Origin of the sequence: Halomonas sp. CH40 (assembly GCA_041875495.1) — a bacterium.
Taxonomy (GTDB): domain Bacteria; phylum Pseudomonadota; class Gammaproteobacteria; order Pseudomonadales; family Halomonadaceae; genus Vreelandella.
This window is the reverse complement of the sequence record CP112982.1, coordinates 1975490-1994741: the sequence shown is the minus strand read 5'-3', so window position 1 is coordinate 1994741 and position 19252 is coordinate 1975490. Positions and strand designations below refer to the sequence as shown.

15 protein-coding genes are annotated in these 19252 nt (G+C 57.7%); 4 read left to right on the top strand and 11 right to left on the bottom strand.

The features are described 5' to 3' along the window. Positions 1-3 precede the first annotated feature (3 nt). The 4 genes from OR573_09215 to OR573_09200 are packed head-to-tail and all read right to left on the bottom strand — an operon-like array spanning position 4 to position 5375. Entirely contained in the window at positions 4-2739 is a 2736-nt protein-coding gene (locus OR573_09215) for a sensor histidine kinase (protein ID XGA78705.1), read from the bottom strand. 4 nt (positions 2740-2743) lie between these two features. After that, on the bottom strand, positions 2744-2947 hold the full coding sequence (locus OR573_09210) for a hypothetical protein (GenBank protein XGA78704.1): 204 nt from the start codon (positions 2945-2947) through the stop codon (positions 2744-2746). Beyond that, on the bottom strand, positions 2947-5004 hold the full coding sequence (locus OR573_09205; protein ID XGA78703.1) for an exonuclease domain-containing protein: 2058 nt from the start codon (positions 5002-5004) through the stop codon (positions 2947-2949). The genes OR573_09210 and OR573_09205 overlap by 1 nt, the downstream gene beginning before the upstream one ends. Further along, on the bottom strand, positions 5001-5375 hold the full coding sequence (locus tag OR573_09200; GenBank protein ID XGA78702.1) for a response regulator: 375 nt from the start codon (positions 5373-5375) through the stop codon (positions 5001-5003). The genes OR573_09205 and OR573_09200 overlap by 4 nt, the downstream gene beginning before the upstream one ends. A 200-nt stretch (positions 5376-5575) precedes the next feature. Here OR573_09200 and OR573_09195 point away from each other — a divergent pair, with 200 nt between their 5' ends. Continuing rightward, positions 5576-6649 (top strand): DUF3524 domain-containing protein, encoded by a 1074-nt coding sequence (locus OR573_09195; protein XGA78701.1) that lies wholly within the window; start codon positions 5576-5578, stop codon positions 6647-6649. Here the strand turns inward: OR573_09195 and nth are convergent. The 7 genes from nth to OR573_09160 all read right to left on the bottom strand — a co-directional run bounded on the left by nth (position 6638) and on the right by OR573_09160 (position 14668). Beyond that, entirely contained in the window at positions 6638-7279 is a 642-nt protein-coding gene (gene nth / locus OR573_09190) for an endonuclease III (GenBank protein XGA78700.1), read from the bottom strand. The genes OR573_09195 and nth overlap by 12 nt on opposite strands. A gap of 1 nt (position 7280) precedes the next feature. Next, entirely contained in the window at positions 7281-8057 is a 777-nt protein-coding gene (locus OR573_09185; protein ID XGA78699.1) for an RnfABCDGE type electron transport complex subunit B, read from the bottom strand. 117 nt (positions 8058-8174) lie between these two features. Further along, positions 8175-9794, bottom strand: a complete 1620-nt coding sequence (locus OR573_09180; GenBank protein ID XGA78698.1) for a diguanylate cyclase — start codon at positions 9792-9794, stop codon at positions 8175-8177. A gap of 120 nt (positions 9795-9914) precedes the next feature. After that, positions 9915-11951 carry a methionine--tRNA ligase gene (metG, locus tag OR573_09175; GenBank protein XGA78697.1) on the bottom strand — a complete coding sequence of 679 codons (2037 nt, stop codon included), beginning with the start codon at positions 11949-11951 and terminating at the stop codon, positions 9915-9917. A 97-nt stretch (positions 11952-12048) separates the two neighbouring features. Continuing rightward, positions 12049-12330, bottom strand: coding sequence for a hypothetical protein (locus tag OR573_09170; protein ID XGA78696.1), 282 nt, complete (start codon positions 12328-12330; stop codon positions 12049-12051). 135 nt (positions 12331-12465) lie between these two features. Beyond that, on the bottom strand, positions 12466-13644 hold the full coding sequence (locus OR573_09165) for a 1-acyl-sn-glycerol-3-phosphate acyltransferase (protein XGA78695.1): 1179 nt from the start codon (positions 13642-13644) through the stop codon (positions 12466-12468). Between the two features lie 79 nt (positions 13645-13723). Next, positions 13724-14668 carry a recombination-associated protein RdgC gene (locus OR573_09160; GenBank protein ID XGA78694.1) on the bottom strand — a complete coding sequence of 315 codons (945 nt, stop codon included), beginning with the start codon at positions 14666-14668 and terminating at the stop codon, positions 13724-13726. A gap of 182 nt (positions 14669-14850) precedes the next feature. On the opposite strand from OR573_09160, the gene OR573_09155 reads away from it, so the two are divergent. The 3 genes from OR573_09155 to serC all read left to right on the top strand — a co-directional run bounded on the left by OR573_09155 (position 14851) and on the right by serC (position 19250). Beyond that, positions 14851-15288: a thioesterase family protein gene (locus OR573_09155; GenBank protein XGA78693.1), complete on the top strand. Its 438-nt coding sequence runs from the start codon at positions 14851-14853 to the stop codon at positions 15286-15288. A gap of 154 nt (positions 15289-15442) precedes the next feature. Then, complete coding sequence (gene gyrA / locus OR573_09150) at positions 15443-18163, top strand: DNA gyrase subunit A (protein ID XGA78692.1); 2721 nt, start codon at positions 15443-15445, stop codon at positions 18161-18163. After that, positions 18147-19250: a 3-phosphoserine/phosphohydroxythreonine transaminase gene (gene serC, locus OR573_09145; protein XGA78691.1), complete on the top strand. Its 1104-nt coding sequence runs from the start codon at positions 18147-18149 to the stop codon at positions 19248-19250. Before gyrA ends, serC begins: the two co-directional genes overlap by 17 nt. Positions 19251-19252: the final 2 nt, after the last annotated feature.

Sequence of the window (19252 nt, the reverse complement as noted above, 5' to 3'; positions counted from 1 at the left end):
TTTCTACTGGGCCTGTTCAGGCGCTTCGGGCAGTTCCATGATCAGGCAGGCGCCGCCCAGGTTAGGGGCATCTTCCACCCATAGCCGCCCGCCCAGATGGGCGACTATGCCCCGGCTGATGGGGAGACCCAGGCCGCTGCCTTTGGGCCTGCCACGCGGCACTTCACCCTGTTCCTGAATCTGGTGGAACTTCTCAAAGACTCTTTCCCGCTCGTCTTCGCTGATCCCTTTACCGTTATCCTCAACGCTGAGCCGATAATGACGTTTGTGGCGATAGAGACGCAGGCGCACTTTGGGCTGATCGGTATCGGCAAACTTGCCGGCATTGTCGAGCAGGTTGATGATGACCTGCTCCAGACGGTCTTCATCACCAATAATGATGGCGGGTTCGACGTCTATGGCGCTATCGAGGGCGATGCCACGGTTTTCCTGCAGGCGGGAAATAGCATCCACGCTGCGCTGGGCCACCTGGGCCAGGTCAAGCGGCTTGGGGTCAAGCGTCAAGCGGCCGCTTTCCAGCCGGGCCAGGTCGAGAATTTCCTCTATCAGGCGTGAAAGACGCTGGCTTTCATGGACGATAACGCCAAGAAAATGCTGGCGTTTGTGTTCAGGCAGGTTGTCACCGTCACGCAGTATCTCGGCAAAGGCGCGAATGGAGGTCAGCGGTGTGCGCAGTTCATGGCTGACCATGGCGACAAATTCATCCTTGAGGCGGTCAAGCTCGCGCAGGCGTTCGTTGGCACTGCGTAATTCTTCGCCAATGCGCGCCAGCTCATCAGATTTCTGTTCCAGGCGGCGGTTATATTCCAGGGTTTGCGACGTGGTGTCGAGAATGCTCAGTAAACCTTCAAGATCCAGCGCTTCGCCACGTACCACCGAATTGATCAGCACTCTGGCGGAGGCGCTGCCCAGCGAACCGGCCAGGGCCTGTTCCGCACTGGTCACCAGCGCGTGGGAGGCGATCTGGTCGGCAGCGTCCTGGGATTCAGCGATATCCGCAAATACCCGCTGGGTGGCCGCTGCGCCCAGATAGCGCGCCAGCAGGTCGCGCAGTTCCCCCTGGGTGGTTTGCCCCCGCCACAGGGTGGTGCCTTGCAGGTTGGGGTGCATGGCTTCGGTAAACAGCGCCGCCTGGGTCTGTTCCAGCGGCGTGGGGCGGCTGAACAGTGACGCGCCGACCAGCAGACCGACGTTGGCCAGCATGCTCCACAGCAGCGCATGGGTATAGATATCCCAGCCCTGCAGGCCAAACAGCGCATAGGGCTTGAGCCATTCAATGCCCCAGGGCCCCTGTTCAATCAGCGCCATGTCCCACCAGCCGGATTGCGCAAAGCCGGGCAACAGCAGGGTATACCCCCAGACGCCAAACCCGGCGATCAGCCCAAGCATGGCACCCAGGCGTGAGGCACCGCGCCAGTAAAGGCCAATCAGTAGGGCGGGCGCAAACTGCGCCACGCCAGCAAAGGAGACGAGCCCTATGGTCACCAGGCTGTAGGCGTCCCCCATCAAGGCGTGATAAAGATAACCCAGCAGCAACAGCAGTACGATGGCAACCCGGCGAATGCCCAGCAGCCAGCCCGCCAGTTGGCCGGGCTGGCTGGCGTGCAAAAACCTGAAACGCAGCAACAGCGGCATGATCAGTTGGTTGCTGACCATGGTAGATAGAGCAATGGTTTCGACAATCACCATGCCGGTGGCGGCTGATAGCCCGCCGATAAACACAAACAGCGGCAAGCCTTCAGCGCCCGCTGAAAGCGGCAGGGTCAGCACAAAGCTATCTGGGTCGCCGGCCACATCGCCAAGCAGCAGGCCCGCCAGTGCTATCGGCACCACAAACAGGTTGATCAACAAAAGGTAAATAGGAAACAACCAACTGGCCCGTGTTAGGTGATGTTCATCGACGTTTTCCACCACCAGCACCTGAAACTGGCGGGGCAGGGTCAGAAACGCCAGAAACGCCAGAATCAGCATGCCTACCCAGCCAGTGGTTCCGCCGGGCACTTGATCCAGGCGCAGGGTATCCGCCAGATCAGGGCTAAGCGCGACCTGTTGAAACAGATCCTGGGGGCCGGCAAACAGCACAAACACCACAAAAACGCCGACACTCATGAAGGCCACCAGCTTGACCAGGGATTCCAGGGCAATTGCTGCCACCATGCCTTCATGACGCTCGCTGGCATCCAGATGGCGGGTGCCAAACAGGATGATAAACACCGCCAGCACCAGCGCCACCCACAGTGATTTATCCAACCAGAAACCTTCATTCGCCAGGCTGGCATCGGGTGAGTCGGGGTAGTTGATCAGCACAGCATGGCTGACCGTGATAGCCTTGAGCTGGAGGGCAATATACGGCGTGATGGTAATCAATGCCATCAAGGCAACCAGTGCCCCCAGGCCAGAGCTCTTGCCGTAGCGGGCGCTGATAAAGTCTGCAATGGAGGTGATACGTTGGCGCGCGGCAATCCGCACCATTTTGCGCAACAGAAAGGGAGCGGTGAGCATGGCCAGGGTTGGCCCCAGGTAGATCAGCAGGAAGCTCGGCCCGTATTCCGCCGCCCGCCCAACGCTGCCGTAAAATGTCCAGGCGGTGCAGTAAACCGCAATTGACAGGGCATAGACGCTGGGGGAGCCGATGATAGACTTACCTTGTTCGGCTCGCCTGTCGCCCCAGGCAGCAACAACAAACAGCAGTGCGAGATAGCTGAATGCAGCGCCGAGGATGACAAGGTCAGTGCGCATGGCGTTAGTGCCCCTTGCTGCCTTCCATCAGCCAGGCGGTCAGGCCAATCACACCGGCCCAGGCAATGAAAAGGTATAGGGTAAGGCTGGCCCAGCCGGGTAGGCGGTCCACCGCTGTCAACAGCGGTGGGCTGAATAGCACCACCATCAGCAATGTTAACGCCATAAGGCGCTCATTACGTCGGGAGCTTTGAGCAAAGGGCTTCATCAGGCACTTCCATCGGCTTTATCAAAGGCATTGGCTTGCAGGGCAAGCAGTTTTTCCAGGGTGTCGATCCCGCGCGCCTCCAGGCGCGGCAATAGTGCTAGCCACAGTTCTGCGGTGACCCGGGCATCCCCCAGGGCGGTATGCCGGGTGCCGGGGGGAAAGGCCAGGTGGTAGCGCACGGCCAGGCTGTCGAGGTCATGGCCGTCAATAGCTTCATCGAGTGCCCGGGAAATCAGCAGCGTGTCGAGCACCGGCAGGTCAAAATCGACGCCGTGATGACTGATCGCCAGCATATCAAAAGACGCATTATGGGCCAGCAGCACCGCATCACCCACGTACTGGCGGAAGCGGTTGAGGATAATATCCAGCGGCGGGGCGCCTGCCACGTCGGCATCGGTCAGGCCGTGAATGGCCGTGCTGGCGGCGGGTATAGGCCGTTTGGGGTCAACCTTGTAATCAAAGGTTTCGCTGGCTAGCAGGCGGGCATTCACTACCCGGCAGGCGCCAACACTGATGACGGTATCTCCCCGGCGCAGCTCAAGGCCGGTAGTTTCGGTATCAAAGGCAACCACTTCCAGGCTGCGCAGTGCCCGATTGGCCAGTGCTTCATCCGGGTGCGGCAGGTCGGCAATCCCGAAATCGTGGAATTCCGGCCGTGGCGGCATCGCCTCACGGGGCGCGCCAACCCGCTCGGTGGCGGGCAGGGGTAAACGGATGCGCGAATAGCCGCTGCCTTCATCGGCCAGGCTCCAGGTATCGCTGGCGTGTTGGCGCAGTACATCAGCAACAGTAGGGGAGAGCGGCAGCACCTCCAGGCGCTGGCGGTGCCATTCGGCCAGTTCGCGCTCCGGAAGAGGGTCACCTTTCCAGATGAAATCCAGATAGACCCGTTTGTTGCCCAGGCAGACCTCGCCCTCAAAACCGCTTTCGGGCAAATAGGCGCTGAGGTGCTGGATCAGCGAGGCCATCAGGGCAATCAGCGCTGGTGCATCGCCCTTGAACCAGGCGGGCATGCCAATCGGCGTGATCAGACGGTGCTCCGGGTCAAGCCGTTCATCAAGAGCCTGCCAGAAGTCGTTCGACCACATGGGTGACAGGCGCTCGCCCTGATGCTGCATGTCATCCAGCAATTGGCCGATACGGGCGACGTTATCGCCCAGGGTGGTGCCTTCAGACTGAATCACCCCTTCCAGGCGCTCGCACAGCCCGGCGCTGCGGTCACCCTGTTGGCGCAGCTGAATCAGCGCGTCGGCGGCACTGATCAGGCTGGCAGTGTGCTGGCGCAGGGGTGTCAACATGGCCGCCAGGTCGGCGCGCACGCCCATTTCGTTTGACCAGGAGGCGGTGGCATCAGTGAAGGTCAGCAGGGTCTCGCCCTCGCTGCCCGGCACCCGGCGCAGCAAAATCTTCAGCCAGCGCTGATCACACGGGGCCAGCAGCTCACGGGGCGAGCCATCCTGAGGTAGTTGAGACATGGCCTGTTGCAGGCTGGGGCTGGGCACCAGGGCTTCCAGGCGTTTACCCAGCCCCAGGCCATCCTGATCATGGAAAAAATCTTCGGCGGCCTGATTGAACAGCATGACGCGGCGATGCTGGTCACACAGCAGCAAGGGCGTTTCAAGTACCTGCAGCAGGGTTTCCAGCTCCTGGCGGATACGCGCGGCACTGCGCGCGCCCTCAGTGTGGGCAGTGGCCAGACGGCTGCGATCAGCCTGCCAGCTTTCGTGTACCCGACGCAGATCTGGCCCGAGGCCTTTCAGCCAGCCTTCCGGCGGGTGTTCATCGCGGGCATCCGGGTTGGCCACCAGCCTGGCCAGCTGAACTTGCAGGTGACGCAAGGGTGTAAACAGCATCCGTTCCAGCAACAGGCCGACCAGAAAGATGGTGGCGCCACCGGAAAAACTGCCCAGCCACAGCACCCAGCGCTGCCATCCTTGGGGGGCCAGCTGGGCATCCAGCAGGGCCGCAAAAATGGCGCCACCCAGAAAACTGATGCCGCTAAGCAACAGCCACAAGCCGATCAGGCGCTGGCGCTTGGGCAGCCCGCGCCGATTCATGAGGCCTCCTCGCCAATCAACTGGCGCACTTTCTCAACCAGTGCCTGGGTGGAAAAAGGTTTGGTAATGTAGTCATCAGCGCCCATGGCCATGCCTTTTTCGCGCTCGACCTCACGGCCATGGGCGGTCAGCATGATGATGGGTAAACGTTCGGTTGTCGCCTGAGCGCGCAGCTGCTCAAGGACGTCAAAGCCGCTGATACCCGGCAGGCTGATATCCAGAAGGATCAAATCTGGTGTGGTGCTTTCCACGCACGCGAGGGCTTGCTCGCCGTCCTCTGCTGTCGTGACTTTGTAGCCTGCCTGTTCCATCAGAAATTCCAGCGACAGAACAATGTTGGGCTCGTCATCGACTACCAGGATATTGGCCATGTGACTCTCCCGAGATACTGAGTGGCGTTGTTATTGATGGTTGTTATTGATGTTAGCGCTCCAGGCTGATTTTATCGCCTTTTGCTTTAAGTGTATGGGTAGCCTCAGATAAGGCAAAGACGACCTTGGCCGAATGCTGCTAAAGTAGCTGCCGCCATCTCATCGCTAACTGCTGCACTGATTACCCTGGAGAATCCCCCATGCGTGCGTTATTGCTGTCTGCCTATGCGGCAGTAAGCCATCAATTCTGGGCTGAACAGGTGATGGCGCATACCGATGCCGAGTGGACGACTCTTACCTTGCCGCCACGCCATTTCAGCTGGCGAGTGCGCGGTAACCCACTGACCTGGGCGCTCAAGGAGCATGCAACACTCGACCAGCCCTATGATCTGGTGCTGGCGACGTCAATGGTGGATCTTGCCACGCTGATCGGCCTTTATCCTGGCCTGGGCAGTGCCAGAAAGGTGGTGTACTTCCATGAAAATCAGTTTGCCTACCCGGAATCTGCCCAACAAGTGTCCTTGGTAGAAGCCAGGATGGTTAACCTTTATTCGGCGTTGGCGGCGGATGAGGTGGTATTTAACAGCGCTTATAATCGGGACTCCTTTGTCGACGGTGCGCGCGCCTTTTTGAAAAAGATGCCTGAAAATCTGCCTGCCGCTGCGCGCCTGGAAACGCTGAGAAACAACGCGCATATTCTGCCCGTGCCGATTCGCCCGCTATCTTCGTCTTTTATACCGTTATCTTGCAAGGCGCCTAATATTAACAAGCCAACTCGCATTATCTGGAACCACCGTTGGGAATACGATAAGAACCCGCAGGATTTCTTTACTGCGCTGTATGCCCTTAGTGATCAGGGTATACCTTTTGAGCTGGCCGTCATGGGGCAGCAGTTCCGCCAGTCGCCCGAGGTGTTTGAGCAGGCCAGAGAGCGGCTCGACACGCATATCATTGCCTGGGGGGCTCAGCCGGAAAGTGACTATAAAGCGCTGTTGAGTGAAGGGGGGATTGTCGTGTCGACCACCTGGCATGAATTTCAGGGGCTGGCCATTATGGAGGCTGCCCAGCGGGGTGTACTGCCCCTGGTGCCGGATCGGCTGTGCTTTCCGGAACTCTATCCGCCCGAGTATCGCTATGACGGCTGTGTGGAAGGCTTGCAGCACAGGTTGCAGACTTGGCTGACAGACCCGGCAACACGTCCGCCATCGCTTTCCACCGAGCGCTGGGAATGGCCCCAGTGGCAGGCTCCTTATCAGGCACTGCTAGGCGTCTAGCTCGGTTTTTTCCTTGAACTCACACAGATCTTCAATGATGCAGCTGCCGCAGCGAGGTTTGCGGGCCACACAGGTATAGCGGCCGTGCAGGATCAGCCAGTGATGGGCATCCTGCTTGAATTCCCGAGGCATATGGCGAATCAGCTTTTTTTCGACCTCAACCACATCCTTGCCCTTGGCGATGCCGGTGCGGTTGGACACCCGGAAAATATGCGTATCAACCGCCATGGTCGGCTGGCCAAAGGCGGTATTGAGAATCACGTTGGCGGTTTTACGCCCAACGCCGGGTAGGGCTTCAAGAGCCTTACGCGTCTTGGGAACCTCGCCGCCATGCTGATTGACCAGCAGGTGACAGGTCTTCATCAGGTTTTCAGCCTTGGTGTTGTAAAGGCCAATGGTCTTGATATGGTCTTTCAGACCATCAATGCCCAGATCAATGATCGCCTGTGGCGTATTGGCTACCGGAAACAGCCGCGCTGTGGCTTTATTGACCCCGACATCAGTAGCTTGGGCCGAGAGCAGAACCGCTGCCAGCAGTTCAAACGGCGATGACCAGTTAAGCTCGGTGGTCGGGTGGGGATTCTCAGCTCGCAACCGAGCAAAGATCTGATAGCGTTTGTTAGCGTTCATATTATTCCTTGGCAGTCTGTTCCAGTGTGCGTCTTGCCTCATCCAGCATTCGCTCGGCATCAGGAAGCTGTGCCCGTGCGGTGGCTTCGGCCTTGGCATCCTCGCGGCGCTGGGCGCTCTCCAGCTGCTGTTGCACCCGCTTGAGAGCCTGTTCAGCGGCTTTTACTGCCATTTGCCGCTGGCGCTGTGCGGTGGTGCTTGCGCTGCGCGATGCACGTGAGCGCTGTTGAATTGCGCGCTTCTGACGCTCGCGGCGTTTCTCGCGCTGCTCCCGGGCCAGGCGCTGGTTACGGGCGGTGAACCGTGCGCGCCCCTTGGCGGCACGGCGAGCCAGGTAATTATCCTGCGCGGCTGGGCTTTCAGCCGCTTGCCACTGTGGGTGCGGGAGCAGGTCGATGCAGTCTACCGGGCACGGAGCCACGCACAGCTCGCAGCCGGTACATTCGTCAATGATCACCGTATGCATGCGTTTTGATGCACCGAGGATGGCATCCACCGGGCAAGCCTGGATGCACTTGGTGCAGCCGATGCATTCAGCCTCGCGAATATAGGCTGCCAGTGGCGGCTGGGCAGGCTGTTCGAGAGGCAATGCAGGCCGACCCGTCAGCTCAGCCAATTGCTCAACGGTGGCCTGGCCACCGGGCGGGCAGCGGTTGATCGCTTCGCCGGCGGCGATGGCCTCTGCGTAGGGACGACACCCTGGCTGCCCGCACTTGCCGCACTGGGTCTGGGGCAGCAGGGCATCAACGGCTTCGATTAGCGCGAGTGTATTGGTCACCAATAGCTCCTTAAGTGACCTGCTGGCCAGGCTCGGCGCCCAGGTCCAGAGTCAGCTGCAACAGTTTGACGAAGTTATTGCCCCGTACCGTGCCAATCAGCATCAGAAAAAATTCGTTCATGGTGATGTATTGCGTTTAGCAGACGTTGGGCTGGCTTTGGGCGATGAGTACATGACAACCTGATGGCGACCGGCTGCCTTGGCAAGGTAGAGGGCCTCGTCTGCACAGCTCATGACACCGCTGGGCGTCTGGGAACGGCTGTCACCCAGCATGGCAACGCCAATACTGATGGTCACAAAAGGTTTGACGGGCGATTCAGGGTGAGGCAGTTGCCGACTGTCCACCGCCTGTTTGAGGTGTTCGCCTATCTGCCTGGCAGCTTCTGGTTGAATGTCGGGGAGTATGGCGCTGAATTCCTCACCGCCGGTTCGGGCAATAAGAAACCCAAGCCGGTTGGAGACGCTGGCAAAGGCGTCCGCTACCTTTTGCAGGCATTCGTCGCCATCCTGATGGCCGTAGTGGTCGTTGTAAAGTTTGAAATGGTCAATATCCAGCATGATGACAGCAAGCGCCCTTGAGCTGGCAACCGCATCAGCAAAGACTTCCTCCAGGCGTTGATCAAACAGCCGACGATTAGGTAAGCCGGTCAGCGCATCATGGGTAGAAATGTTTAGCAGCTCTGCGTTGAGCTCCTGCTGACGGGTAAACTGTTGCTGAAAGGTGCGGGATAAAACGCCAATTTCATCATTACGCCGGGTAAGCCCCTGAATATCCGCTTCGCTCATATCGGTCTGCTGGGTGAAGTAGGTCAACAGGCGCAGCGGCTTGAGGATAATCTTCTCAAGCAGTAAGAGCACCAGGCCGATGACGGCTATCATCAGGCAAGCCGTCCATAGCAGCACATAGCGAAAGGTCTTCAAGCTGGTCAGGTAGCTGGTGCGGTTAAGCTCTATACCGGCTCTCAATACAGGGGTATCGGGGGCGTCGTAGGTAGGAAAATCACGCTCGGCGTAGGCGCGGTTGCCATTAAAACTGAAATGATCTCGGGACGCGTCGCTGTCAGTCGCTGTGTCAGGGTTACTGGCAAGGCTGAGCGATATCGGCAGGCCGGTATACTCCTCCATAAAACTTAACCACGCCTCATCCATCAGTCTCAGCTTGAATAGCCAGCCGCTTTGCGGCCCGGTCTCGTCGGTGCGCAGAATGGGGTTGGCGGAAACCAGCCCCGGTTGCTGGTGGACGTAGATGGCTTTTGTTTTGGCCTGCTGATTATTAATAGCTGTCTGCATGCTCCGCACCCAAGGCTCCATCCAGGCGCAGCCTTCAGTGGGGGCGTCGCAGGTCGCATAACGACCGTTTGATGGGTTGATCCCTGCCAGAAAATAAACGTCACCAGAAGGCGTGAAAAACGCCATTATCTGATAGCGCATGTCTTCAAACATTTCCTGGCTGAAGTTGGCCTCTTTGTAACGCGGGTAGTCACCTTGCATAAATTCATAGGTATCATCCCAGTGCGCCCAGTCTCTTACATGGGCATGCAGTTGGCGCTGGTCAAGTTCGAAGCTGCGTTCGATACGATCCAGTTCCCGCTCCATCAGGGCGCGCTCTTCTGCCTGCAGCGCAGGAAAGATCAACCATGTGCTGACGCCAGCCAGTGCGAATAAGGCAAGCACCAGCAGGCCACCTAGAGCAGCAAGAAAACGCAGGCGCAACGAGCGTGGAGTGTGTAGTTGCATATAAGGGTAACCTGATGGAAAAATGAGCCGATGTAGTATCTACAAAGGCCAAGGCTCCCTCCCTGCCTTCTGAATGCCAGGGTTTGGAAATAACACCCATGAACCCTGGCGTTGCTGTGATTATGTTACCCGCTGGCCGGGTTCGGCGCCGGTATCCGGCGATAGCAGGTAGATGCCCTCATCATTGGCCGAGGCCAGTACCATGCCTTCTGACATGCCAAAGCGCATCTTGCGCGGCGCCAGATTGGCGACCATCACGGTCAGGCGGCCTTCCAGGGCTTCCGGCGCATAGGCGCTACGAATGCCGGAGAACACATTGCGGGTTTCGCCGCCCAGATCCAGGGTCAGCTGCAACAGCTTGTCCGCGCCTTCCACATACTGGGCCTTGGCAATCCGGGCAATGCGCAGGTCGACCTTGATAAAGTCATCAAAGCTGATTTCTTCGGCAATCGGGTCATCGGCCAGCGGGCCTTTTACGGCATCCTTGAGTTTCTGTTCTTCCACAAGATCTTCCTTTGAGGCTTCAATCATGGCATCAATCCGGTCACGCTCGACGCGGGTCATCAGCGGTTTGAACTTGTTGATGGTATGGCCCAGCAGGGTGGCGTGGCGGCTGTGCCAATCGAGTGTTTCAAGGTTCAGGAACACTTGCGCCTGTTCGGCCATGGCGGGCACCACAGGGGCAAGGTAGACCATCAGCTGGCGGAACAGGTTAATGCCGACAGAGCAGATATCCAGCACCTCCTGCTCGCGGCCTTCCTGCTTGGCCAACACCCAGGGTTCGGCATCGGCGATGTAGGTGTTGGCTTCGTCGGCCAGCTCCATGATCCGGCGCATGGCGCGGCTGAACTCACGGGCTTCGTAATCGTCAGCAATCTCATCACCGGCGGCAATAAAGCGCGCCAGCATCTGCGGCTCGGCGCAGTTTGCCGAGAGCTGGCTATCCCCCAACTTTTTCACAAACCCGGCGCAGCGGCTGGCAATATTGACTACCTTGCCCACCAGATCGCTGTTCACCCGAGCAGCGAAATCATCCAGGTTAAGATCCAGGTCATCGACCTTGGAAGTCAGCTTGGCGGCAAAGTAATAGCGCAGGTATTCCGGGTTGAGGAAATCCGCGTAGGTGGCTGCCTTGATGAAGGTGCCGCGGGATTTCGACATCTTGGCGCCGTCGACGGTCACAAAACCGTGGCAGTTAACCGCCGTTGGGGTGCGGAAATCAGCCCCGTGGAGCATGGCGGGCCAGAACAGCGCGTGGAAGTAGACGATATCCTTACCGATGAAGTGGTAGACCTCAGCGTCAGAGCCGGGCTGCCAGAAGGCATCGAAATCAATCCCTTCGCGTTCGCACAGGTGCTTGAAGCTGGCCAGATAGCCAATCGGAGCATCCAGCCAGACGTAGAAATATTTACCTGGCGCGTCAGGAATCTCAAAGCCGAAATAGGGCGCGTCGCGGGAGATATCCCACTCGTTGAAGCCGGACTCGAACCACTCCATCAGCTTGTTGCGAATCTGCGGCTGGACATGGCCGTCATTGATCCACTGCTGCAGGAACTCAGCAAAATCCGGCAGCTTAAAGAAGTAGTGGGTGGAACTGCGCACTTCCGGCGTGGCGCCGGAAATCGCTGAAACCGGGTTGATCAACTCCGCTGGGGTGTAGGTGGCACCGCACTTTTCGCAGTTATCGCCGTATTGATCCTCAGCGTGGCATTTCGGGCAGGTGCCTTTGATAAAGCGGTCCGCCAGAAACAGGCCTTTAAGTGGGTCAAACATCTGCTCAATATCGCGGGTGGCAATATGGCCTTTATCGCGCAGGCGGGTGTAGATCAGCTCGCTGAAATAGCGGTTTTCTACAGAGTGGGTGGAATGGTAATTATCAAAACTAACGCCAAAGCGGGCAAAGTCGGCCTGATGATCGCGGGAAACCCGTTCGATCAGCGCTTCGGAAGTGATGCCTTCCTGCTCGGCGCGCAACATGATGGCGGTGCCGTGGGCATCGTCAGCGCAAACGTAGTAGCACGCCTGGCCACGGCTTTTCTGAAAACGCACCCAGATGTCCGTCTGGATATATTCCAATAAGTGACCAAGGTGAATATCGCCGTTGGCGTAGGGCAGGGCGCTGGTGACCAGAATATTGCGCGTGGCAGTATGTGACATAGGTTAAGACACTTCTGTTGAAATCAGGCTGAAATAAACCCGGCGAAGCAGGCCGATGCTTCGCCGGGAACCAGTGTAAAAGCAGTCAGTAACAGGGCTAGTAAAGGGCCTGCTCTTCCATGATGACTTCGCGTAACAGCGCCAGAAACAGCTTGTCGGCTTCTGAATGCTCGGCGGGGTCTTCAGGAATATGCACACTGGTGGTGTCAGAAATTTCATTGGCGATACGCGCCATGACATCCTGAGAGTTGCCATTGGCAAATTCCTTGCGTGCTACCTCCAGCGACTGTTCGAGGATCTTCGGGTCCTGGAGCAGTTTGCGGATAAACCCTTGCAGTTCGTTGATGATACGCGTTTTCTGGATTTCTGAAGCAGACATGGTAGGTCTCCTTGTTTGGCCTGGCCTGTAGTGCCGCAAAGCGCAGTGATAATAAGCGCGACAATAGCATTTTTTACTTTTCAGGGCATCTAAACGCCAGCTAACGGCGAGCAATCTTGCGCGTCTCAATAGGGCTTATCCCATCAGGCGCCCTGCTTTATGTTTGACCGGGTTGGCGTACTGCGCCAGCCAGTAAGGCCTGAGATGTTCCGGTACCTCGGCCAGGCGCGCCTGGAAACGCTCTTTATCCTGGCGGGTAATCGCCTTGCGGGCCACCAGTTCAGGGGCATCGCCCAAGGTGTCGAGTGCCAGGTAATGGCTTGAAAACAGCCGATATCCACCAATGACCTGACGATCAATTTCCGCTGCCACTTCGTCAGGGGTGGCCATGTCGGTACCGATAGGCGTACCAAAGCGTAGCTGCACCCGGCCTTTATGGCCGGTAATGCCGGCAACAATCGACTGGATATCCTCAAACTCGCTCTTGGCGTAGCTGCCCTGGTGATCAACGTCGTGGAGCTCCTGGGCTTTCTGCAGGTCGCAGGGGTCGTACTCATAGCTGATCGATACGGGCACCAGCTTCAGCTCGGCAATCGCATCGCCAAACGCCACCTGGCGCTCGGCATTGCGGCGCGCCATAGTCAGCATCTTGATAATCGCAGGCTCGGTGCGGTCAATGCCATTTTTGGCACGTCCTTCGCGCTGGGCCATCCAGATGGAATGCTGGTCTTCAGTGATCGAGTGGCGAATATAGGCCGAAAGCTGTTGATAAGCCGCCAGCATGGCGCGCTTGCCCCGTGCGCTACGCGGCACGATAAAGCTCTTGTTCAAGCGCATCAGGTCGGTGACATAGGGCTTTTTAAGCAGATTGTCGCCAATCGCAATGCGCACGGTATCGCGGCCTGCCAAGTAGAGGGCGTAGTTGACGAAGGCCGGGTCGAGTGAAATATCCCTATGGTTGCCGATAAACAGATAGGCGCTGTTGCTATCAAGCTTATCCAGCCCCGATACCTCGAAGCTGTCGGTGGTGGTGCGGATCATGCGCTCCATGTAATGGGCAATCCGCATCTGGAAGTCGTAGACAGTCGAGACGTCCTTTACTTCGCGACGTACCGCATGACTGGCCAGTGCCCGCGCCAGCGGCGGCGCCCAGCGGGCCAAGCGCGGCAGGCGAAAGCGGGTCAGGGCGTTGAGCAGTTCGCTATCACGGGAAAGACGCGTCAGCACATCAGCCACTTCGTGATCCATATAGGGACGAATATCTGCCCAGGGGTCTTCCGCCTGACTGATATGATCGACCGTGCCTGTTGTCATATTTGATGTTGTATTGGATGTTGGTTTGAAATCAGTCATGCGATCCGTAAAACGCTCCCTTCAGTCGGTGGCACCGTGTTTATCCCTTGAGAGGTGATGTCTCAAGAGGTGACGCTGTTGCTTCGCCATCCAGCCATGCCAGCAAGCGTTTGGTATCTTCGGCCAGTGCCTGCGCCATCAGGATAAAATCTGTTTCCAGGCGAACAAGCGCATCGTCAGCGTCATCGGCATTATCGGCCTCTTCAATCAAGGCATCGCTGAAACGCAGACCTTTAAGCGCCAAATCTTCATGTAAGACAAAGCTTAGTCGTCCTTCGATGCTTAACGCCAGCTTGCTGGCCTGACGGTCACTGGCCAGCAGCTGTTGGATCTCGTCGCTATCCAGGTCTACCTGGCGCGCGCGCAGTACGCTGTCATCACCCTTGGCTTTGAGCTCAACCTGATCGCCCAGCTGCATATCGTTGGGGCGGGTGCTGGCATCGTTCAGCCAAGTGGTCATGGCGCGCAGCGGCAAGGTTTTGGCCGCCAGTGGCGTGACTTTCAGGCTGCCCAGGGTTTCGCGCAGCAGATCCAGAATATCTTCCGCCTTTGTGCGTGAACTGACATTGACGCCAATCAACTGATGGCGAGTGTCCCACCAGACATCCACCTTCTGGCTGCGCACAAAGGCCTGGGGCAGCAGGGTTTCGGTCACCTGCTCTTTCAAGGCGGTCTTTTCCTTGCGAGATACCTTGCGCCCCTCGGCCGCTTCAATTTCTGCGACCTGTTCATCCACTTCTTCCTTGACCACCGAGGCGGGCAGCAGGCGTTCCTGGCGTAAGGCGCTAATCAACCGTTGGCCCTGCATTTCATGCAGCAACTGACCGTGGCCAGTGCGTCCTGCGGGCGCCGTCCAGCCCAGTCTGCGGGCATCAGCATTGCCCAGCGGCGTGGATTTGTGCGCTTGTAGCGCTTCTTCCAGCGCTTCTTGTGAAAGCTCCTGGTCGCCGTGAAGACGGTATAACAGCAGGTTTTTAAACCACATGACGCCTGTACCCAAATGAAAAGTGGCTCATTATGGCGAAAGCAGCGCCTGCCTGCCAGCGCGATTCACGAACGTCTGTTGTAAAAGTCTGTTATGCAATGCGAGGATTGCATGGTTTTCAAACATGTGTTTGATTTGTAGTGATGGTTCACTTTTCAACAAGCCAAGACCAGGAGATTAAAATGTCCGACAAACTTTCACGCCACGCTTTACGGGTTCGCGGCTATCACCTTGACGGCTATGGTCATGTCAACAACGCCCGCTACCTTGAATTTATGGAAGAGGGCCGCTGGGGATTCTTTGATGATCATCCCGCCTTGATTAAAGAACTGCGGCGGGTAGGCAAAGCCTTTGTGGTGGTCAACCTGAATATTGATTACTGCAAGGCGGCGTTGGAGGGTGATGATCTGGTAGTGCTGACCGGGATTATCAGCGTGGGGGAGCGCAGCGCCGTTTGTCATCACCAGGTGATTCGGCGCCGCGATAGCGCTTTGGTTGCCCAGGCGGATCTGACCTTTGTGCTGCTGGATATAAATGCCAACAAAGCCGCGCCCATTGAAGGCCAGGTGCGTGAGGCGTTGGAGGCGCTGACCCTGGATAAATCAGACTTTAGCGCCTGATCACAGCCTAGCGATGTCACTGACTGCCCTTGCTGCTTCTGCAGTGGTATGATGTAGCGGTATTTGCGCACCACCTTGTAACGTTAAGTAAGGTGGTTTTTTTCAGCGCTTTCAACTATCGCAGCGCCAAAGCAGTGCAAAGGATCTGACTTTCATGGGTGACATCGCCAGAGAAATCTTGCCCGTCAATATTGAAGACGAGCTCAAGCAGTCGTACCTCGACTATGCGATGAGTGTCATTATCGGCCGCGCGCTGCCAGACGTGCGCGACGGCCTGAAGCCAGTGCATCGGCGCGTACTGTTTGCCATGCATGAACTGGGTAATGACTGGAACAAACCGTACAAGAAATCAGCGCGTGTCGTGGGTGATGTGATTGGTAAGTATCACCCGCACGGTGACAGCGCCGTCTACGACACGATAGTGCGTATGGCGCAGCATTTCTCCATGCGCCACGTACTGGTCGACGGCCAGGGCAACTTTGGTTCCATCGACGGTGATAGCGCCGCCGCCATGCGTTACACCGAGGTGCGCATGTCGCGCCTCGCGCATGAACTGCTGGCGGACCTGGAAAAGGAAACCGTTGACTGGGTCGATAACTACGATGGCACAGAGCGCATCCCGGATGTTCTGCCCACCAAGGTGCCCAACCTGCTGATCAACGGCTCCTCCGGGATTGCCGTCGGGATGGCGACCAATATTCCGCCGCATAACATGCGTGAGGTCATCGATGCCTGCCTGGCGTTGATTGACGATTACACCCTCACGGTGGATGACCTGATGGAATACGTTCCCGGGCCTGATTTCCCGACAGCGGGTATCATCAATGGCCGTGCGGGCATTCTGGAAGCGTATCGTACCGGGCGTGGGCGCATCTATGTGCGCGCCTGCCACACCATTGAGCACGACGATAAAACCGGCCGTGACCACATCATCATTACCGAGCTGCCGTACCAGGTAAACAAGGCGCGGCTGATCGAGAAAATTGCTGAGCTGGTCAAGGAAAAGCGCATTGAAGGCATTGCCGAGCTGCGTGATGAATCCGATAAAGACGGCTTGCGCGTAGTCATCGAGATCAAGCGCGGTGAGTCTGGCGAAGTGGTGGTCAACAACCTTTTTGCGCAAACCCAGCTGCAGAATGTGTTCGGCATCAACATAGTGGCGCTGGAGAACGGCCAGCCCAAAACGCTGAACCTGAAACAGCTGCTTGAAGCCTTCATTCGCCACCGTCGCGAAGTGGTTACTCGACGCACCCTGTTTGAACTCAAGAAAGCCCGGGAACGTGGCCATATTCTTGAAGGCCTGACGGTGGCTATCTCCAATATTGATGAGGTCATCGAGCTGATCAAGGCGTCACCCAACGCCGCAGAAGCCAAGGAAAAGCTGCTGGCGCGCAGCTGGCAGCCAGGCCAGGTGACCGAGATGCTCGAACGGGCAGGCGCTACGTCCTGCAAGCCTGAAGAGCTGGAAGAAGGCTTTGGCTTGAACCCGTCGGCCACCGACTATCGCTTGTCGCCTGCCCAGGCCCAGGCGATTCTTGAGCTGCGTCTGCATCGCCTGACCGGCCTTGAAACCGAGAAGCTGCTTAACGAATACCTCGCGATTCTGGAAAAAATCGCCGAGCTGACCACCATCCTGGCCTCGCCAGATCGCCTGATGGAAGTGATCTGCGAAGAACTGCATGCCGTGCGTGATCAGTTTGGCAACGATAGGCGCACCGAGATTCAGGCAAGCCATCTGGATCTTTCCATGGCCGACCTGATTGCTGAAGAGGATATGGTGGTCACGGTGTCGCGCTCCGGCTATGCCAAGACCCAGCCGCTGTCTGATTACCAGGCCCAGCGCCGCGGCGGGCGCGGCAAGTCGGCCACCTCGATGAAAGATGAAGACGTCATTGAGCATCTGCTGGTCGCTTCAACCCACGACACCATCCTGCTGTTCTCCAACCGTGGCAAGGTGTACTGGCTGAAAGTATACGAAATGCCGGTGGCCAGCCGTGGCTCGCGCGGCAAGCCTCTGGTCAACCTGCTGCCCCTGGATGAAGGCGAGCAGATCAGCACCATCTTGCCGGTCAGTGACTATGACCCGAGCCACTATATTTTCTTCGCTACGGCCAAGGGCACAGTAAAACGTACCAGCCTTGAGCAGTTCTCGCGGCCGCGTAGCGTCGGCCTTATCGCGATTGATATTGAAGAAAATGATCGCCTGATCGGGGCGGCGATTACCTCAGGTGATGATCATGCCATGCTGCTGTCTTCCAACGGCAAGGCCATCCGCTTCGAAGAAGGCAATGTGCGCGCCATGGGGCGTACCGCCCGAGGCGTGCGCGGTATGCGCCTGACCGGTGATGCGGAAGTTATCAGCCTGATCATTCCCAAGAGTCAGCAGATTGATGCTGAGCTGGACGCGGAGCCGGATGGTGAAGCGGATGCGGCGGTATCGCTGGAAACCCCACAAGCCACCCAGCCGGATGGTCAGATCTATATCCTGACCGCCAGCGAAAACGGTTTTGGCAAGCGTACCCGGCTGGAAGAATTCCCGCTGCGCGGGCGCGGTGGCCAGGGCGTTATCGCCATGCAGACCAGCGCACGCAACGGCCAGATGGTTGCCGGTATGCAGGTGTATGACAGCGACGAAATGATGCTGATCACTGACCGTGGCACTCTGGTGCGCACCCGGGTCGAAGAGGTCTCGACCACTTCCCGTAATACCCAGGGCGTGATGCTGATTCGTCTTGGCAAGGAAGAAAAACTGGTAAAAACCGTGCGTGTTGACGAGCCGGAAGACACTGAGCTTGACGCAGTATTGCTGGAAGATGAAGACACCCCACAGGCCAACGGCGAGGAGGCAGCAGGAACCGATGACACGTCACTTTAATTTCTGTGCAGGGCCGGCCGCACTGCCGGTGGCTGTTCTGGAGCGCGCCCAGGCAGAAATGCTTGATTACCACGGGCGCGGTCTTTCGGTGATGGAAATGAGTCACCGCAGTGATGAGTTCGTGGCCATTGCCGAGCAGGCAGAAAGCGATTTTCGTGAACTGCTTGGCGTGCCGGATAACTACCGGGTGCTGTTTCTTCAGGGCGGTGCCAGCCTGCAGTTTGCCATGCTGCCGATGAACCTCCTAGGTAAAGGCGGCAGTGCCAACTTTATCCAGACCGGCATCTGGGGCAAAAAGGCGCTGGCAGAAATAAAGCGCCTTGAGTTGCCCTATCACGTGGCCGCAGACAGCGCAGCAAACGGCTTTACCGCCGTGCCACGCCCGCAAGAGATTCAGCTCAGCAAGGATGCCTGCTATGCCCACTACACCGCCAATGAAACCATTGGCGGCTTGGCCTATGATTACACGCCAGCGCTAACCCGTGCCGATGGTAGTGACGTGCCGCTGGTCTGCGATATGTCGTCAAGCATTCTTTCCGCGCCGCTGGATGTCTCAAAATTCGGGGTGATCTATGCCGGTGCCCAGAAAAACATCGGCCCAGCGGGGCTGACCCTGGTGGTAGTGCGCGATGACCTGCTGGATCAGGCGCGTACTGGCATTCCGACGCTATTTGATTACAAGGGCATCAGTGAAGCAGGTTCGATGGTCAATACGCCACCGACCTACGCCTGGTATCTGGCAGGCCTGGTCTTCCAGTGGTTGAAGCATGACGTCGGCGGCCTCAAGGCCATGGCCGAGATCAATCAGCGCAAGGCAGAAAAGCTCTATGCCGCCATTGATCGCAGCGATTTTTACAGCAACCCGATAAAGGTGGCTAACCGCTCGATCATGAACGTGCCTTTTGTACTGGCAGATGCAGCGCTGGACAGCGTTTTCCTGGCGGAAGCCGATGCGGCTGGGTTGTTGAACCTCAAAGGTCACCGCAGTGTGGGTGGCATGCGTGCCAGTCTATATAACGCGGTACCAGAAGAGGGCGTTGATGCGCTGGTGGCCTTCATGGCCGATTTCGAACAAAGAAAGGGCTGAAT

Excerpts from the sequence above, each read along its gene's own strand:
- OR573_09215 (XGA78705.1), bottom strand. The coding sequence starts at position 2,739 with ATGCGCACTGACCTTGTCATCCTCGGCGCTGCATTCAGCTATCTCGCA.
- OR573_09210 (XGA78704.1), bottom strand. The coding sequence starts at position 2,947 with ATGAAGCCCTTTGCTCAAAGCTCCCGACGTAATGAGCGCCTTATGGCG.
- OR573_09205 (XGA78703.1), bottom strand. The coding sequence starts at position 5,004 with ATGAATCGGCGCGGGCTGCCCAAGCGCCAGCGCCTGATCGGCTTGTGG.
- OR573_09200 (XGA78702.1), bottom strand. The coding sequence starts at position 5,375 with ATGGCCAATATCCTGGTAGTCGATGACGAGCCCAACATTGTTCTGTCG.
- OR573_09195 (XGA78701.1), top strand. The coding sequence starts at position 5,576 with ATGCGTGCGTTATTGCTGTCTGCCTATGCGGCAGTAAGCCATCAATTC.
- nth (XGA78700.1), bottom strand. The coding sequence starts at position 7,279 with ATGAACGCTAACAAACGCTATCAGATCTTTGCTCGGTTGCGAGCTGAG.
- OR573_09180 (XGA78698.1), bottom strand. The coding sequence starts at position 9,794 with ATGCAACTACACACTCCACGCTCGTTGCGCCTGCGTTTTCTTGCTGCT.
- metG (XGA78697.1), bottom strand. The coding sequence starts at position 11,951 with ATGTCACATACTGCCACGCGCAATATTCTGGTCACCAGCGCCCTGCCC.
- OR573_09170 (XGA78696.1), bottom strand. The coding sequence starts at position 12,330 with ATGTCTGCTTCAGAAATCCAGAAAACGCGTATCATCAACGAACTGCAA.
- OR573_09165 (XGA78695.1), bottom strand. The coding sequence starts at position 13,644 with ATGACAACAGGCACGGTCGATCATATCAGTCAGGCGGAAGACCCCTGG.
- OR573_09160 (XGA78694.1), bottom strand. The coding sequence starts at position 14,668 with ATGTGGTTTAAAAACCTGCTGTTATACCGTCTTCACGGCGACCAGGAG.
- OR573_09155 (XGA78693.1), top strand. The coding sequence starts at position 14,851 with ATGTCCGACAAACTTTCACGCCACGCTTTACGGGTTCGCGGCTATCAC.
- gyrA (XGA78692.1), top strand. The coding sequence starts at position 15,443 with ATGGGTGACATCGCCAGAGAAATCTTGCCCGTCAATATTGAAGACGAG.
- serC (XGA78691.1), top strand. The coding sequence starts at position 18,147 with ATGACACGTCACTTTAATTTCTGTGCAGGGCCGGCCGCACTGCCGGTG.